Origin of the sequence: Helicobacter pylori, assembly GCF_001653475.1 — a bacterium.
GTDB lineage: Bacteria > Campylobacterota > Campylobacteria > Campylobacterales > Helicobacteraceae > Helicobacter > Helicobacter pylori_CM.
In genome coordinates, this window is the sequence record NZ_CP011487.1 from 1,293,702 (window position 1) to 1,310,526 (window position 16,825).

The following is a 16,825-nucleotide window of genomic DNA, read 5'->3' on the forward strand; positions in this document are numbered from 1 at the left end:
TTCATAAACTTCCTTTAAAAAGAAGCTCAGATAAGAGCTTCATGAATAATTACATTCTCTAAACAATAAAACTTTCTAAAAAATTGGATTTTAAATTTTATCGCTTCAGGTTTTATTTTGTTTTCAAACTCGTTTTCTTAAACCCCTAAAAAACTTTAAATAAAAACAATAAAACAATAAAACCCTAAACCCACCAAACAAACAAAAACAATCAATCAATAATGAAATCAGATAAAAAGCAAGAATAAAAACATTTCCCTATCCCTGCACCGACCTACATTCCCACTCTTGAAAAGAGCAGTATTATCAGCGATGAAGAGCTTGACTTCCAGGTTCGGAATGGTTAACTGGGTAGTTCCTCTCCTCTAAAGGCACAAGGAAAAGGGAGCTAAAGATAAAGCGCATTTACCCTTAACTCCCCTTTCTCTTTATGGGGAGCTGTTTTTAACAAAGAAGGTAGTTAATAGCCCTTAATGTTAAACCATTGAGACAGAATCTCATTCTGATTAAAATTTAATCCCATAAAAGTCTTTATAAAACTCCAACTCTCTTACACTCAGTAAGGCAGTGGTAACTTATCCGCACTTGTTGTCGTTATCTTATACAAAAAGCAAAAAACAAGCCAAACGCTCTATTAGTAGTAGTCAGCTAAACGCATTACTGCGCTTACACATCTACCCTATCAAGCACATAGTCTTTGTGCGAGCTTCAGGGAAAGTTTATCTTGGAGTTGGCTTCCTGCTTAGATGCTTTCAGCAGTTATCACATCCGTGTGTAGCTACCCAGCGATGCTCTTGGCAGAACAACTGGTGCACCAGTGACACGTCCATCCCGGTCCTCTCGTACTAGGGACAGCTCTCCTCAACTTTCCTACGCCCACGGCAGATAGGGACCGAACTGTCTCACGACGTTCTGAACCCAGCTCGCGTACCGCTTTAAATGGCGAACAGCCATACCCTTGGGACCTGCTCCAGCCCCAGGATGCGATGAGCCGACATCGAGGTGCCAAACCTCCCCGTCGATGTGAGCTCTTGGGGGAGATCAGCCTGTTATCCCCGGGGTACCTTTTATCCTTTGAGCGATGGCCCTTCCACACAGAACCACCGGATCACTATGACCGACTTTCGTCTCTGCTTGACTTGTATGTCTTACAGTCAGGCTGGCTTGTGCCATTACACTCAACTTGCGATTTCCAACCGCAATGAGCCAACCTTTGCAAGCCTCCGTTACTTTTTAGGAGGCGACCGCCCCAGTCAAACTACCCACCAAGCATTGTCCTGCCTGTGGATAACACAGGCCAGTTAGCTAGCAGAAACATCAAGGGTGGTATCTCAAGGATGGCTCCATAAGAGCCAAAGCCCTCACTTCAAAGCCTCCCACCTATCCTGCGCATGATATTCCCGTTAGCAGTGCTAAGTTGTAGTAAAGGTCCACGGGGTCTTTCCGTCTTGCCGCGGGTAGGAGGAATTTTCACCTCCACTACAATTTCACTGAATCTCTGGTTGAGACAGCTCCCATCTCGTTACGCCATTCATGCAGGTCGGTATTTAACCGACAAGGAATTTCGCTACCTTAGGACCGTTATAGTTACGGCCGCCGTTTACTCGGGCTTCAATTCAACGCTTCATCTTGCGACTGACGCATCCTCTTAACCTTCGAGCACCGGGCAGGCGTCACACCTTATACTTCCTCTTACGAGTTGGCAAAGTGCTGTGTTTTTGGTAAACAGTCGGGAGGGACTCTTTGCTGAGACCACATCGCTGTGGCACACCTTATCGCGAACTTACGGTGCTAGTTTGCAGAGTTCCTTAACCAGAGTTCTTTCACGCGCCTTAGAATACTCATCTCATCTACCTGTGTCGGTTTGCGGTACGGACGACTGTGGATATGCTTAGAGGCTTTTCTTGGCACGACGGTATCAGCGATTCTCCCTTTGTCCTGAAAGGACTCAAAGAGCCTGTTTGGGTTTCAAATACAGAGGTGGATTTGCCTTCCCTCCAATCTACGCCCTTAGACTAGCGCTTCCATCAGCTAGCTCGCTTAACCCTATGCGTCCCCCCATCACGCTCCACAGTCGGTATTGGAATATTAACCAATTTGCCATCACCTACCCCTTTCGGACTCGGCTTAGGACCCGACTAACCCTACGATGACGACCATCGCGTAGGAAACCTTAGATTTACGGCGGATACAATTCTCATATATCTTATCGTTACTCATTCCTGCATGCTCACTTCATACCGCTCCAGCACTCCTTACCGGTATACCTTCAACGCTGGTATGAACGCTCTTCTACCACTGTGTCAAACACAATCTACAAATTCGGTGTCTATCTTAGCCCCGTTATATTTTCAGCGCATGACCACTAGACCAGTGAGCTGTTACGCTTTCTTTAAAGGATGGCTGCTTCTAAGCCAACCTCCTGGTTGTTTGAGTAGCCACACATCTTTTTCCACTCAGAATAGAACTTAGGGACCTTATTTGGTAGTCTGGGTTGTTCCCCTTTTGACGATTGATTTTATCACCCACCGCCTGACTCCCAAGATACGATAAAAGGTATTCGGAGTTTGATAGGGTTTGGTACCGCGGCGAGCAGCCCTAGCCCAATCAGCGCTCTACCCCCTTTTATTATCACTTGAGGCTATACCTAAATATATTTCGAAGAGAACCAGCTATCACTAAGTTTGTTTGGCCTTTCACCCCTATCCACAGCTCATCCCAACCCGTTTCAATGGGTACGAGTTCAGTCCTCCACGCGCTATTACACGCGTTTCAACTTGGCCATGGATAGATCACTTAGCTTCGGGTCTGCAGCATCTGACTTATTCGCCCTATTAAGACTCGCTTTCGCTACGGCTTCGCATCCGCTTAACCTTGCCAGATACCACAACTCGCAGGATCATTATGCAAAAGGCAGTCCATCACCCTGATAAATCATAGGGCTCTGAATGATTGTAAGCAGATGGTTTCAGGTTCTATTTCACTCCGCTCACTGCGGTTCTTTTCACCTTTCCCTCACGGTACTGGTTCGCTATCGCTCAAAGAGTAGTATTTAGGGTTGGAGAGTGGTCTCCCCGGCTTCAACCTAGATTTCTCGTGTCCTGGCCTACTCTGGATACTGCTACCTAAAAACGCCTTGTCGCATACAAGGCTATCACTTTCTATGGCTTACCTTTCCAGGTAATTTTGCTAAAGCGTTTTCTTGGATGTTGCAGTCCTCAACCCCGAATGCAAGCACTCGGTTTGCCCTTTTCCCCGTTCGCTCGCCACTACTTAGGGAATCTCGTTGATTTCTTTTCCTCTAGTTACTGAGATGTTTCACTTCACTAGGTTCGCTCTCTGTTTAAAGAGTAACTAATATCTCTATTAGTTGGGTTGCCCCATTCGGACATCTACGCATCAAAGCTCCTTGACAGCTCCGCATAGCTTATCGCAGTCTAGTACGTCCTTCATCGCCTCTCTTTGGCAAGGCATCCGCCATCTGCTCTTAAAAGCTTGTTTTAAATTTTAAAATATCCTTTAAAACCCGCCCTTTTATAATGAATAACGACAATTGCACGAATATTCTTCAGCGCTACCACTGCCTTAATGAATATAAGACAGAGTTATTGTAGTTTTACTTTACTTTTACATAGGCTATTAACAATGTTAAATCAAATAACTTCGTTTTTCTTTAAAAACTTGCTATAATCGTTCTTGATGTTAAACCCTTTAAAGAAGACTGAAAATGCTTGATTCCTAATCTTTTTTAACCGCCAAGTTGTATCAGCTAATGGGCTTTTTATCTTTTAAAAGCTTTTTGGCTTCTATATATAACTTGTTTGAGTTGTTTCAAATTAAAGAACTTTTTAAAGCTTGTCTTTAAAAACGAAATGTAATTATAGACATGCAATGCTTAAAGTTTGCTTAAAGTTTTTAGGATTTGAAAGAAATGGGTAAAAGTTATTGGAAATGATTGGAATGGGGGGGTAGAAATAAAGCTTTAAGATAAACGCATTATAAGATAAAGTGCATCATTAACCATTGATTAAATACCGCTAGACACAACACCCCATGTCATCTTTTTTTTAAAAAGGGGTAGAAATGGCATCCAACCATCCAAGCCATCAAGCAACGCTACCCTATTCTTATAACTTTTACCAAAACCGACTTAAAAATCCCCTGCTTTTTATCATTCCCCCTTCCATTAACCCGTGCAATAACCCGCATAACATCTTTAAACCATTGGATTCCATAAGCCCCATTTTTAAATCAGTGGGGCTTACCGAGTTCAATTCAAAGGAGAAATGATGGCTCAGTTAGAAGATTTAAAAGCGCATGAAAAATACAATTTGTTGTTGTGCATGGTTTCAGAAGCCTACAGAGGAACCATTCCAGGAAATGAGGATTTTAAAGAGTGGTGCGATGAATGCACTTTGGGCTATTTCCGCTCGCGAAGAAACAAAGCAGCCCAGCACAAGCATTTTGAACTCATGCGTAAAGCGGATTATATCATTGGCATTGTGAATGAGGATTCAACGACTAGAGGGGCTGAAGTCCAACGGAGTGTTTTTGCCCTAAAGATTGACCATGACACTATCGGGGTTGATGAAGGGGGAGCGTTAAAGGTTGAGAGCGTTTGCGCTCAAAAAGGGAGCCAGGAATACGAGGAATTAGTCAATAAAAACACTTGGCATTTCACGCGCAGCACCCGACTTGGACAACCAAAATTGATTGAGCGCAAAAATTAAGGGGTATGGATTTTTACCCATAAACCCATCATTAAGAAAGGACTTTAATGGAATTATTGGATTTAGAGGGAGTGATTGAAAAAGGCGTGTTTGGAATCCCCAGCTATCAAAGGGGGTATGCATGGCAAAAAAGGCAATTAAAGGATTTTTGGAACGATTTAGAGCATGTGTCCAAACTGGGGGATAAATTCCATTACATGCATAGCTTAACCTTAAGAGAGTCTGAAAATGAGTTTGAAAACAGCGCTTTTGAAATCATAGACGGCTAGCAACGATTGGCTACAAGCCTGATTTTACTGGGTCTTTTAGCAAAAACCACTCAACACAAAGACCCGAAGTATTCTTTAATCAACCTTGAACCCGTTCTGTCCTATAAATATTATGGTTTGAGCGAAGCTTTCAGAGCGATCGCTGAAGAAGAAAAGGATTTAGAAAGGTTTCAAACTTCTTTTTATGCGAAAAATCTGATTGACGCTTATGCGTTTTTTAAAGACAAAATCAGCGATACGCCTGTTGAAACGCTTGAAGGGATGTTTGACGCCCTTATAAAGAAAATGCTTTTTAGTGTGGTGGAATTGAACGATAACAGAATCGATCCATTCAGCTCTTTTGAAACGATCAACAATCGTGGTAAAGATCTATCCACTCTGGAATTGTTTAAAAACCGCTTGCATTTTGTAGCGCACAAGATTTGTAACAGGAAAAAATCAGAAAAGCTCCAACAAGAAATCAATGACACCTACACTAGGATTTATTACCATTTGAGGCAATTTGAAGACGCTCATTGAGAGGGTTTTTTAAAGCATTTTGTGGCGTATTATTATGGCGAGAATAGCGGTAAGTTTAAAGAAAGGCTGTTGGAGATGGAGTTTAGCGCTCATACAAGATACACCGACAACACCAACTTTAATGACGAATACGACAAAACAGGTGAGTTGTTGTTTTATCTTTCTTATTCTTCTCAAGTTTGGAATTTCTTGCACACGCTTGATGAAGAATCTATCGCTCTTATTTTTGATGACAATAAAAAGCTTGAGATTGAAATCACGCCTAAAATGCGCGGCTTGTTAGACAAAATGCGGCGCTTAAACGCCTTGAATGATAACGCTTTTCTGTCCTTATTGCTTTCTCTTTTAACCATACAGCTTGTTGGAAGAAGCGCTAACAAACCACCTTATACCACCAAAGAATTAGAGGGCTTATTGGAATATTTAGAGCGTTTCGGGTTTTTAATCTATGGGGTTGCTGGCAAAAATACGGCTAAAAATGAATGGATTGGATTAGCGTTTAAAGCGTATAGAAATGGGGAAGAAAATATCGCTATTAGAGATCTTCCAGCGCTAGAAAAGAGTTTTTTCAACAGACAAAAAACAGCGCTTTAGAATGGCTTGAAGAGAGCATCCATTCTAAAAAGAATACGGAAAAATGGTATAGGTGGGGCAAGGCGCTGAATTACTTGCTTTATGAATACGAGTTGCGCCATGACCCTGAAACGACTCTGAATTTTGATGGCAGTATAGAAAGCATTGAGCATATCCTACCCCAAAAACCCGATCAAGGCTATAGCGCTAAAGAAAAAGATTGGGCTAAAAATCCCCATATCGTGCATGCTTTAGGGAACTTGCTCTTAATCCCTAAAAACGCTAACAGCTCTTTAAGCAACAAACCTTTTGATGAAAAAAGAAAGGCATACCTCAAAGGCTCTTATAGTGAAAAAGAAGTGGCTAAAAGCGCATCTTTTGGGCTTGTAGAGATTCAAAAAAGGAGTGAAAAATTATTAGACTTTTTAATCGCACACTATCGTATCGCTGAATTAGTGGGTGGAAGCGCGATTAAAGCTTTTAAAAACGCTCTTTTAAAAGACATTAAATGATGCGATTACTCAAAAATAAAGGGTCTGTTTTTAAACCACAACAAGGAGAAACAACGCCATGCTAAAAAGATAAAGAATATTAAACGGATGGTTATAGCGGATTTTAAAAATTTTTATCTAAGGAGTATTTGATGGGTTTTCAAAATGAAAATGAGTTAAAAGTAGGCGCGTTAGTCAAAGCCACGATCAACGACAAAGTGGTGGAGGCTAAAGTCATTAGTATTGGGTTTAATCGTGTAACCTTAAGAAGCGAAAAAGGCAACGAAGCCTCATACGCTTTCAATAGCAAAAAGTTCTTAAAATGGTTCAATAAAGTGCCTTTGGACGCTGTAAAATCGGCTGAAAAAAGCGCAGATGACCTTTTAAAAGGCTTAAAATCGTTACTAGCGGACCGAGTGTCAAGGAAAGGACTTCTGCTCCAAAAGAGCCAAAAGAGGACAAGTTTAAACTCGCTTTCGGTTTTAGAGAGAGTGGAATTACTAGCTGTGAGGCTTTAATTGAAAACTACACACTAGCGGAGAGAAAAGCCAGACTTGGTATTTTAATGTCGCCGATGTTTTTTAATGGTGCAGGTAGTCAAATGACCGCTATCATTATTACCGCTCTTGCTCATGCGAAAAACTTAAACAGACATAGCGATGCGGAGTGGCGCGCTTTGATTGATAATCGTAGTGAGACAGCTGGCGATTGTGAGACTTTGGATGGATAGGGTAGGGACTACTTTATTCTGTCATGTAATCCATAAGTATGCTTTAAGACAGGGCGAATATAGTGATGAACTTGGGGACTTATCTCCTAGTGGAGTGTGGGCTAACATTCTACCTAGAAACAAAAACGAGGCGTATTTTATAGCACAACTCTTATGCGATGGCGGTATCAATAAATACGGCTTAAGCTGTGCGGGTCTTGGTGAAAATTTACTAAAAGACATTGAGCTGTCTTTAGGTCTAGCGACAACTAAAGAGGTTGATGATTATTTAGCCGAGTTAGATAGAAAGGAGAAGGCAAATAAGGAGGAGGCAAACTAACTCCCCCCCCCCTGTGGGGGTCTTTTCTCATCTTACTTTTTTAATCTCTCCTTTTTTACCAAACAAAGTTTTTTGATTTTATTCTTAAGCAAAATAAACCATAAAATCCCCATACCTACGATATAATCTCAAGATTGATTTTAAGGGGTGTGTTTGGCATCATTATTCCATCTGAAGTTTTTAAAGCCCCTGAGTTGTTTGCAAGCCGGTTTGCTTTATAGCCTTATTTTTGGCGTTTTGTACCATTCCCCTTTGTTTGCTTATATTTATAAAGAAAGCAACCATGTTAGTTTTATAGCCATGATGGTTGTTGCACTTTTTTGCGTTAATGGCACTCTTTTTTTGGCATTAGGCTTGATCTCTGCTTATTTGATGCGCTTGAGTGCGATTGTTTTTAGTCTGCTCAATTCCATCGCTTTCTATTTCATTAGCACTTATAAGGTGTTTTTAAATAAGAGCATGATGGGCAATGTCTTAAACACCAATACGCATGAGCTTTTAGGCTTTTTGAGCGTTAAATTATTTATTTTTATCGTTGTTTTTGGGGTGTTGCCTGGCTATGTTATCTATAAGATCCCCCTTAAAAATTCTTCTAAAAAAGCGCCCTTTTTAGCGATCTTGGCGTTAGTGTTTGTCTTTATCGCTAGCGCTTTAATGAACGCTAAAAATTGGCTATGGTTTGACAAGCATGCGAAATTCATAGGGGGCTTAATTTTGCCCTTCGCTTATAGCGTGAACGCTTTTAGAGTGAGTGCTCTTAAATTTTTCGCCCCCACTATCAAGCCGCTCCCTCTTTTTTCACCCAATCATTCTCATTCGTTTGTGGTGCTAGTCATTGGCGAAAGTGCCAGGAAGCATAATTACGCCCTTTATGGTTATAAAAAACCCACCACCCCAAGATTAAGCAAGCGTTTAACTGATAATGAACTCACTCTTTTTAACGCCACTTCTTGCGCCACTTACACGACAGCGAGTTTGGAATGCATTTTAGATTCTTCTTTTAAAAACAGCTTGAACGCTTATGAAAACTTGCCAACTTACCTGACTAAAGCCGGTATCAAAGTCTTTTGGTATAGCGCGAACGATGGCGAAAAGAATGTTAAGGTTACAAGCTATCTTAAAAACTATGAATTGATCCAAAAATGCCCCAATTGTGAAGCGATCGCTCCTTATGATGAATCCTTACTCTATAATTTGCCTAATCTTTTAAAAGAACACTCTAATGAAAATGTCTTGCTCATCTTACACCTTGCAGGCTCGCATGGCCCAAACTATGACAATAAAGTGCCTTTAAATTTTAGAGTGTTTAAGCCCTATTGCTCAAGCGCTGATTTGTCTTCTTGCTCCAAAGAAAGCTTGATTAACGCCTATGACAACACCATTTTTTACAACGACTATCTGTTAGACAAAATCATTAGCATGCTTGAAAACGCCAAGCAGCCCGCCTTAATGATCTATTTAAGCGATCATGGCGAAAGCTTGGGCGAAGGATCGTTCTATTTGCATGGCATTCCTAAAAGCATCGCCCCCAAAGAACAATACGAGATCCCCTTTATTATTTATGCCAACGATCTTTTTAAAAAGACGCATTCCATGATTCAAACCCAAACCCCAATCAATCAAAATGTTATTTTCCATAGCATTTTAGGGGTGTTTGAAGATTTTAAAACCCCTAGCACTGTTTATCGCCCTTCTTTAGATTTATTTAAACACAAAAAAGAGTAAAATAACACGCATGAAAAGATTCTTATTTAAACAAAAATTTTGTGAAAGCCTTCCTAAAAGCTTTTCTAAAACTTTGTTAACACTCAGTTTGGGCTTGATTTTATCAGGCATTTTTGCGCCTTTCCCTAAAGTCCCTAAACACAAAAGCGTGCCTTTAGTGTTTCATTTCACCGAGCATTACGCGCGCTTTATCCCTACGATTTTATCTGTGGCTATCCCTTTAATTCAAAGAGATGCGATAGGGCTTTTCCAAGTCGCTAACGCCTCTATCGCTACAACCCTTCTCACGCACACCACCAAAAGAGCCTTAAACAATGTAACGATCAACAATCAGCGTTTGGGCGAGCGCCCTTATGGGGGTAATTTCAACATGCCAAGCGGGCATTCGTCTATGGTGGGTTTGGCGGTAGCGTTTTTAATGTGCCGTTATTCTTTTAAAAAATACTTGTGGCTCTTGCCCCTGGTCCCTTTAACCATGCTCGCTCGCATTTATTTAGACATGCACACCATTGGCGCAGTGTTGGCCGGACTTGGCATTGGAATGTTGTGCGTAAGTCTTTTTACAAGCCCTAAAAAGCCTTAATCAAAAGCTTTAATTTCTGTTTTTATAATCTTCATAAGAAAAGTTTTTAAGGATTTTAAACCCTTGTTGATCCAGTTTAGCCAGGCTTGGCAGTGGCACGCCATTAAACAAGTTGTTTTTGACAATCGTATAATGGAGCATGTCTTGAAACACGATTTTATCACCCCTTTTTAAAGGCGTCTCAAAGCTAAAGCTCCCCATAAAATCCCCCGCTAAGCAAGTAGGACCGCCTAAAAAATAAGAAAACGCCCCTTGATTTTCGCCCTTTTCAACTTCAATAAGCTCTTCATCATTTTCTACAGAGATTTTAAGGATGCTAGGGCGATAAGGCATTTCTAAACAATCGGGCATGTGAGCGCTAAAAGAAGCGTCTAAAATAGCAATTTCTTGATCGTTTTTAACGATGTCTATCACGCTTGCGATTAAAAACCCGCATTGCCACCCTATGGCTTCCCCAGGCTCTAAAATCACTTCTATATTATGATAACGCTCTTTAAAATCTTTAATCGTTTGAATGAGCAAATTCACATCATAATCGCTCCTAGTGATATGATGCCCCCCACCAAAATTCACCCACGCCATATTTTCTAAATGAGGCTTGAAATGCCTTTCTACATGCTCTAAAGTCCGGCACAAAGCGTCAGCGTTTTGCTCGCAATGCGTATGGAAATGCAACCCGCTCACCCCCTCTAACCCATGCTCTTTAACCCCTTTTTCAAACTCGCTAGGCGTAATCCCTAACCGGCTCACTTTAGAGCATGGGTTATAGATCGCTGGAGTTACTTCGCTATAGAGAGGGTTGATCCTCAAACCCATTTTAATGGGGCTTAAGCCCAAGTTTTCTAATTGCTTGTTTTTGTCTAAAATCCTGTCTTTATAGGTAGCATATTGGTAAAAAGAGTTAAAGATAATGCTTGTCGCTAGGGGTAAAATTGCGCTCATTTCAGCCTCTTTGAAAGCCGGGCTATAAACGCAAATTTCTTTATGGCTCTCTCGCCCCCCAAATTCTTCAAAAGCGAGTTTAGCCTCATAAAGACCGCTCGCGCAACACCCGTTCAATTTTGGCCGTAAAATTCCAAACTCACGCCAAAACGCATACCCCTTTAAAGCGAGCAAGACTTTTGCCCCGCTTTGTTGGCGCACGATTTCTAAAATCTTGGCGTTTTTTTCCAAGCGTTCGCTCTCTAGCACATAGCAAGGGGTGGGGATAGCGCTGTATTTTTTCATGCTAATTCCAAAAATTGCTTAACCACTCGCTGTATGTCTTTGGGGTTAGACTTGGAAATGAAATCATCGGCCTTTAAACTCCTAGCCATGTCTTCATTAGAACTACCGCTCATAGAAGAATTGACCACGATAGGGATTTTTGAAGTCAAAGGATTGTTTTTAACCTGCTTGATCACTTCAAAACCGCTCGCTTCTGGCATTTCTAAATCGGTAATGATAAGACCAATGCTGCTCATATCGGTTGTTGGGTTGAATAAATGCTCTAATAAGGTTTTACCATTGATAAAATCTATATGCTTGACGCCTAGCTTGTCTAAAATCATTTGCATGGTTTTTAAAACGCTTGGGGAGTCATCAGCAAGCAAAACGCATTGGTTAGAATGGATTTTAGAAAGCGTCTCTAAATCGCTGTGTTTTTCATCTTCAATCCAAGGGAACACATCTATAAGCATTTTTTCAATATCCACCACTTGCACCAAGCGCCCGTCAAAATAGCGCGTGCGGCTCACGAGTTTGTTATTCCCAGCAGATCCCCCTAGCCCAGCACTTTGCTCCATTTCAGTCCATTTCTTGCTCAAAATCCTATCCGCTTCATAGATCCTAACCCCTATGGTCCAGCGAGAAAACTCACAAATCATAACAATATCATCTTCGCCTTTTTCTTTTTCTATCCTATAAGGGCGTAAATCCTTGTTTTTGTTTTGGCTGTCATAATAAAACCATTTTTTCATATCAATCAAGGGAATGGTGAGCTCTCTGATGATGATTAAACCCTCAACAAGCGAATTGTTTTCGTGGCTGATGATAGTGAGATTGCCATGGTATTTCACCACTTCACGGATCTTAAAAACATTGACCGCATACAAATCCTTGTTTTTACCCAGCCTGAAACACAACAATTGCAACTCGTTATTTTTATGCAAACTCGTAACTTGATCAATGCCTGCTAAACTATCAGCCATGACTTCCCCTTAATTTAGGTTTTCGTATCGTTTTATAATTATATCGTGTTTGTGTTTAATGCCAACGACACTTAAAAACTATCTTTGGGGGTTTTTTAAATCATTTTAAACGATTCAAAACAAACCCGTTTTTAAAACTGCGCACATATAAAATATTATGGCGGTTAGAGCAAAAGATTTGTGGGGCTGTTACAAACCCTGAAAGCAATTCCCTAGCGTCAATGACTTTGGGGTTTTCAAGCGATCTTTTACAAGGCTTTAATGAAAACGAAAAAGCGTCAATCGAATCAGCTTGAACTTCATAATTTTCAAAGGCTTTATTTTTGATACGCATAAGATAGATTTTATGGGCAAAAATGCTCGTGTTTCTGGTGTCTGCAAAGGTGCTCACACCTGAATACAACGAAGTGACTAGCCCTCCAACAAACCCCAAATAATAGTTCGCCACCGCTTGCATGCCCACTTTAAAAGTAGCCGATAAAATGGCTCTGGTGATAATGTAGGGCAATTGCTTCCTGAACTCGCTAGCGACCACCGCATCTATTGAGGCTAAAGTGTCAAAGGGTGTTACTTTTTCTCCATCTTTTAAAGTGAAATTTTGATAAAACGCTTCCCCTTTTTCTAACTTGGGCAAGGCCACACTCACATTATAAACCGAATCGATCATAAAAATAGGCACATCAATTTTAAATTCGCTTTTTTGTGGCTCTTTGCCATCTTCAATAATGATCCAAGTGAAATGGCTTCTATTAGGGTTTTTAAAAAAAACCAAGTCTTTAGCCACGAAAGGGCTTTGGCTGATCCCATAGGCTTCATTAAGATAGCCTAACCCCTTATTTTTATCCCCATTTAAAGCGTAAAACAACCCTGAAAGATACGAAACTGCCGGATTAAGCAAGCCTTGATAAGCTTCGTATTTGTCTAAATTAGAATAGGTGTTGTTTAAAATCTCGCTCACTTCTACCCTAGAGCGTTCCATATTAATATTGTGCTTTTTGCTAGAATCGATCTCTTTAATGGCTTTTTGCACTTCCTCATAATAAAATTCTTTAGCCCTGCGCTGGCGTTCATTCGCGCGGTTGAATTGCACCCTAGCGTTCGCGCTATCGTTTAAAAGCATGTAGTCTATCGCTTTGTAATAATTGATTAAAACGCTCTCATAAATATTCCCCCCATAAGCGCGCACATTATCATTAATCATGGTAGCGCCCACATAACCAGCCCCTCTTGTAAAAGCGCTTTGCGTTTTATCAAAGCGTTGCTCAGCTTGATCTAATACCCCTAAAGAAGTCTCGTAATCTCTTGCGTATAAAGCGCTCAAGCCGTTTTGCAAGTCCCATAAAAGAGCGTTCTTTTTTTTCTTGGTGAATTGTTTGGAATATTCATAAGCTTTCTTAGGGCTTTCTTCATAATAGAGCGTGTTAAAATGTTCTAAGTCCATACGATAGCCTATGCAACCTGTTAATGATACTCCTAAAATTACCGACATCAACAGAACGAATATTTTCAATCTAACCCTTTTAATTGGCATTTTTTACTTGACTAATTTGAGCGTATCATAGCATTTTTAATGAAAACATAAGCTTTTTATGGCTAAAATGATCCCCAAGCTCTTATTTGGACCTATGCAATGGGATTTTAGGGTAACGCTTCAGGGTAGGAATACAGCAGAGTCCCCTAATTTCTTGTGTGCCTTAGCCATCTGAATAGGAGTGTTTCAAAATGGTATTGAAACTGACTTTTTAAAACAAAACTAACTTTTTAAAACTAGCTTTTCAGAAGTTTCTCACGCCACTCTATAGGGTAGTCTTTTTGTAACGCTTTCACTTTATTCACATGGCTAGAATCCGAATTAAAAATTTTCAAATAACGCCCTAAGCTTTCCAAACTCACATCAATCATGTTAGAATTTCCGTTACCCAGATTTTTGACTAAAACCTGCCTGGCATACAAAGGGGTGTTTTCTAAAAAAGAAATTTCAGTTTCGCTCAAAGGCACATTGAAGTTGTGTTTCAACTCCCTAGCGTTTTTTTGCGGATACAAAATAAGAGTCCCCATGTTGCTTAAAAAACTATGGGCGTTTTTAACCCCACTGAGTTGGTAAATATCTTGCAAAGCCAACACCACCACGCCATTAGCTTTTCTGGCTTGCGTGATTAAAGCGTTAATTTTAGCGTTCAATAAATCGTTTTCCACATAGGATTTAAACTCGTCTAAAAAAACCAAAAAACCGCTGTCGTTTTTCCTAGATTCTTCTAAGATTTTATAAAACAAATAATAGGCTAAAAGCCCTAAGTCTTTAGGGTTTTGGGTGATAGCGTCTAAGTTTATCACATTTAAAAAAGCGTTGGAGTTGAATGCGTCATTCAAAGCGTTAAAAAGGGGGTTATTCAAATACGGCTCTAAACTCAAGCCCAATTGGTTAGATGAGGTTCTTTTAAGCGTTTCTTTAAAGTCCAACAAACTAAAAGCTTTAGGGTATAAGGTCTCATAAAGGCTCTTAATCGCGCTCAAAATCGCATTCATGTCTTCCAAGGCTTCTTTATCCCTTGAAGGGGTAAGATCAAACATGCTCAAAAAGAAGGATTGCAAAAATTCTAAATTCTGCAAATTAGGCTCTAAACAAAAGGGGTTGATGCTAAAAGATTTGCCGTCATGGTAATGCCCTTTAAAAAATTTTGTGAAAGAATACAGCCCCTGCATCCTATCAAATGCTAAAAGGCGCATGTTTTGGTATTTCAAAGCGCTCATCATTAAAAAGCTAATCAGCGTGCTTTTACCACTCCCGGTAGCCCCTATGATTAGAGTATGCCCATTCACTCTGGCGGTTTCTTTAGCGTTGTTGTGGCTCACTTCTTGGTTGTGGAAATTGAATAAAAAAGGGGAATAATCCAAATTTTTAAACACGCTCAAAGGGCTATTCCCCCATGAATTAGCCTTAAAACCTAGATTTTGCCTTTCAAACACCATTAAACACGCTAGGGCTTTAGAAGTTAAAAAACGCAAGCGGTGGTTTAAGTGGATGCGTTCAGGAAAAAAGGAAAAATACCCCCCTTTCAAGCCAAAAGTTTCTATAACGCCCACCAAATTTTCTTTAAATAAAAGCCCTAAAACTAAGCTTGTTTGAGTGTCTAAACCTTCTAAACTAGGGGCTTTGATAAGAATATTTAAGGCGAATTTTTGCATGGATAGGCGTTTGGTTTTGACTAATTCCTGGTATTCTAGCAGCTCGTTTTTAACGAGATTGGACATGCTAAATTTGGCTCTCTCTTTTAAAAAACTCAGCGTTTTATTGACGCTCATAGGCTCTATAGAAAAGATAATGTCTAAAGGCGTCTCTTGGTATAAAAGCACTCCGATCGCTATAGAAGTGATCCTTTCGCTCTCATAAGCTTTAATGCCAATCAAGCGGTTATAGGTTTTTTGATTAAAGCTTTCTTGAATGAAATAATCTTTTTCAAAAGTGATAGAACTAGCGATATAACTATCGCTCAAATACCCCCCTACTAGAGGCTTTAAGGGTAGATCGAACCCGTTAACGTATTCCGCATAAAAATTCAAAACCTCTTGAGAGCTTAAGAGTTTGGGAGCATAATTTTTGAGCTGGATTTCTAAGCTTTTTAAAGTTTCTTGCAAAAAATGCGCCTTATAAGAGAGAATGTCCTTAAAATTTTCCCTATTGGCATGCATGAGAGATTTTTTCTTATGCTCTAAAACGCCCTGTAAAGAGTGAGCGCTTTCTAAAACTAAAAAATACTGATTTTCATACACTTCTTTGTTTTCAAATTGATTCAAAATCGCTTGCAAGTATTTAGAATCAGATTGAATGTTTTGTTGGTAATCCATTTTACGCCTTTTAACCACAAGGCGCGCCACGACTTTTTCTAAAGAATCCAACGCCATTTGGCGCTCGGTGAAAAGATCTTGCAATTGATCTGTGCTTAAATGGGTGTAGCTAACCCCTTCTAAACGGAGGATGCCCACTAAGTTTTCGTTTTTAGTGAGTAAAAAATGCTCATCATACAAGCCTAAAATGTTGTTTTCTTCGCTCATAGAATAGCTTTTAGGCAAAACCCCTAAAAAATAGTTTGAAACTTTTTGTTTGATAGCGCTTAAAAGCTTTTCTAACATTCTACGCTCTATAACATTTGGTTTTAGTCTTTATTTTGCTTTTGGCAATAATAATATCTGCAATATCTTCATCAAAAAATTCCAGCACACTAAAGAGCGCTAAAAACCCTAAATACAATAAAAAAGCGCTCAACAAATCAATCCAAGGGAGCAAAATGAAAGGCACAAAAACAGAAATCAAATAAGACTTGGCGTTCAGCCATAAAAATTTTTCTTTAACCGAAATTTCACGCAAATTCTTCACGCTCGCTGACAGGATAATCATTAAAAAATTCCCATAAACCAATTCGCTAAGCTCGGGGCTTTAAAGAATAAAAAAATCCCAAACACCACGCCAAGGATCGTGAATAAAATCTCTTTCCACCGGTCTAAATTCCTCCACACATAAATAGCGATCCCTATGAAAATCACCATTAAAATCCCCTTAGCGATGGGGCTTTTGAGCTGGGCTTCTAGGGCGTTAAAAAACCCTTCTAACCCTTCAGCGAACAAACTTGAAACGCACATGCCTACTAAAAAAATGATTTTTAAAAAATGAGCGGACATCAAAACCCTTTTGTTTAATT

10 protein-coding genes, 2 rRNA genes, 1 other RNA gene and 2 pseudogenes are annotated in these 16,825 nt (G+C 40.0%); 7 read left to right on the forward strand and 8 right to left on the reverse strand.

The annotated features are described in order from the left end of the window. Positions 1-261: 261 nt before the first annotated feature. A 5S ribosomal RNA gene (gene rrf, locus AA974_RS06295) occupies positions 262-379 on the reverse strand. Between the two features lie 234 nt (positions 380-613). Next, a 23S ribosomal RNA gene (locus AA974_RS06300) occupies positions 614-3,501 on the reverse strand. A 582-nt stretch (positions 3,502-4,083) separates the two neighbouring features. On the opposite strand from AA974_RS06300, the gene AA974_RS06305 reads away from it, so the two are divergent. The 6 genes and pseudogenes from AA974_RS06305 to lpxE all read left to right on the forward strand — a co-directional run bounded on the left by AA974_RS06305 (position 4,084) and on the right by lpxE (position 9,939). Beyond that, positions 4,084-4,290, forward strand: a complete 207-nt coding sequence (locus tag AA974_RS06305; RefSeq protein ID WP_064433591.1) for a hypothetical protein — start codon at positions 4,084-4,086, stop codon at positions 4,288-4,290. Continuing rightward, entirely contained in the window at positions 4,290-4,730 is a 441-nt protein-coding gene (locus AA974_RS06310) for a hypothetical protein (protein ID WP_064433854.1), read from the forward strand. The genes AA974_RS06305 and AA974_RS06310 overlap by 1 nt, the downstream gene beginning before the upstream one ends. A 47-nt stretch (positions 4,731-4,777) precedes the next feature. Then, a pseudogene (locus AA974_RS08120) lies at positions 4,778-6,603 on the forward strand (DUF262 domain-containing protein). Between the two features lie 131 nt (positions 6,604-6,734). Continuing rightward, positions 6,735-7,631 (forward strand): annotated as a pseudogene (locus AA974_RS07720) (hypothetical protein). A 153-nt stretch (positions 7,632-7,784) separates the two neighbouring features. Further along, positions 7,785-9,356, forward strand: a complete 1,572-nt coding sequence (gene eptA / locus AA974_RS06330; protein ID WP_064433856.1) for a phosphoethanolamine--lipid A transferase EptA — start codon at positions 7,785-7,787, stop codon at positions 9,354-9,356. Between the two features lie 10 nt (positions 9,357-9,366). Continuing rightward, positions 9,367-9,939: a lipid A 1-phosphatase LpxE gene (gene lpxE / locus AA974_RS06335; protein ID WP_064433857.1), complete on the forward strand. Its 573-nt coding sequence runs from the start codon at positions 9,367-9,369 to the stop codon at positions 9,937-9,939. A gap of 9 nt (positions 9,940-9,948) precedes the next feature. Here the strand turns inward: lpxE and nspC are convergent, their stop codons facing one another. The 3 genes from nspC to AA974_RS06350 all read right to left on the reverse strand — a co-directional run bounded on the left by nspC (position 9,949) and on the right by AA974_RS06350 (position 13,569). Continuing rightward, positions 9,949-11,166 carry a carboxynorspermidine decarboxylase gene (gene nspC / locus AA974_RS06340; protein ID WP_064433858.1) on the reverse strand — a complete coding sequence of 406 codons (1,218 nt, stop codon included), beginning with the start codon at positions 11,164-11,166 and terminating at the stop codon, positions 9,949-9,951. After that, positions 11,163-12,128 (reverse strand): chemotaxis protein CheV1, encoded by a 966-nt coding sequence (gene cheV1 / locus AA974_RS06345; protein ID WP_064433859.1) that lies wholly within the window; start codon positions 12,126-12,128, stop codon positions 11,163-11,165. The genes nspC and cheV1 overlap by 4 nt, the downstream gene beginning before the upstream one ends. A 100-nt stretch (positions 12,129-12,228) precedes the next feature. Further along, positions 12,229-13,569 (reverse strand): COG3014 family protein, encoded by a 1,341-nt coding sequence (locus AA974_RS06350; RefSeq protein WP_064433860.1) that lies wholly within the window; start codon positions 13,567-13,569, stop codon positions 12,229-12,231. Between the two features lie 173 nt (positions 13,570-13,742). Between AA974_RS06350 and ffs the strand changes: the two genes are divergently transcribed. Then, positions 13,743-13,840, forward strand: an RNA gene (ffs, locus tag AA974_RS06355) — signal recognition particle sRNA small type. 55 nt (positions 13,841-13,895) lie between these two features. On the opposite strand, the gene AA974_RS06360 is transcribed toward ffs, so the two are convergent. Genes AA974_RS06360 through AA974_RS06370 form a run of 3 tightly spaced genes read right to left on the reverse strand, consistent with a single transcriptional unit; the run spans position 13,896 to position 16,805 of the window. Continuing rightward, positions 13,896-16,259 (reverse strand): VirB4 family type IV secretion/conjugal transfer ATPase, encoded by a 2,364-nt coding sequence (locus tag AA974_RS06360; protein ID WP_064433861.1) that lies wholly within the window; start codon positions 16,257-16,259, stop codon positions 13,896-13,898. A gap of 1 nt (position 16,260) precedes the next feature. Then, positions 16,261-16,524 carry a hypothetical protein gene (locus tag AA974_RS06365; protein ID WP_000584970.1) on the reverse strand — a complete coding sequence of 88 codons (264 nt, stop codon included), beginning with the start codon at positions 16,522-16,524 and terminating at the stop codon, positions 16,261-16,263. Continuing rightward, positions 16,524-16,805: a TrbC/VirB2 family protein gene (locus tag AA974_RS06370; protein WP_001272686.1), complete on the reverse strand. Its 282-nt coding sequence runs from the start codon at positions 16,803-16,805 to the stop codon at positions 16,524-16,526. Before AA974_RS06370 ends, AA974_RS06365 begins: the two co-directional genes overlap by 1 nt. Positions 16,806-16,825: the final 20 nt, after the last annotated feature.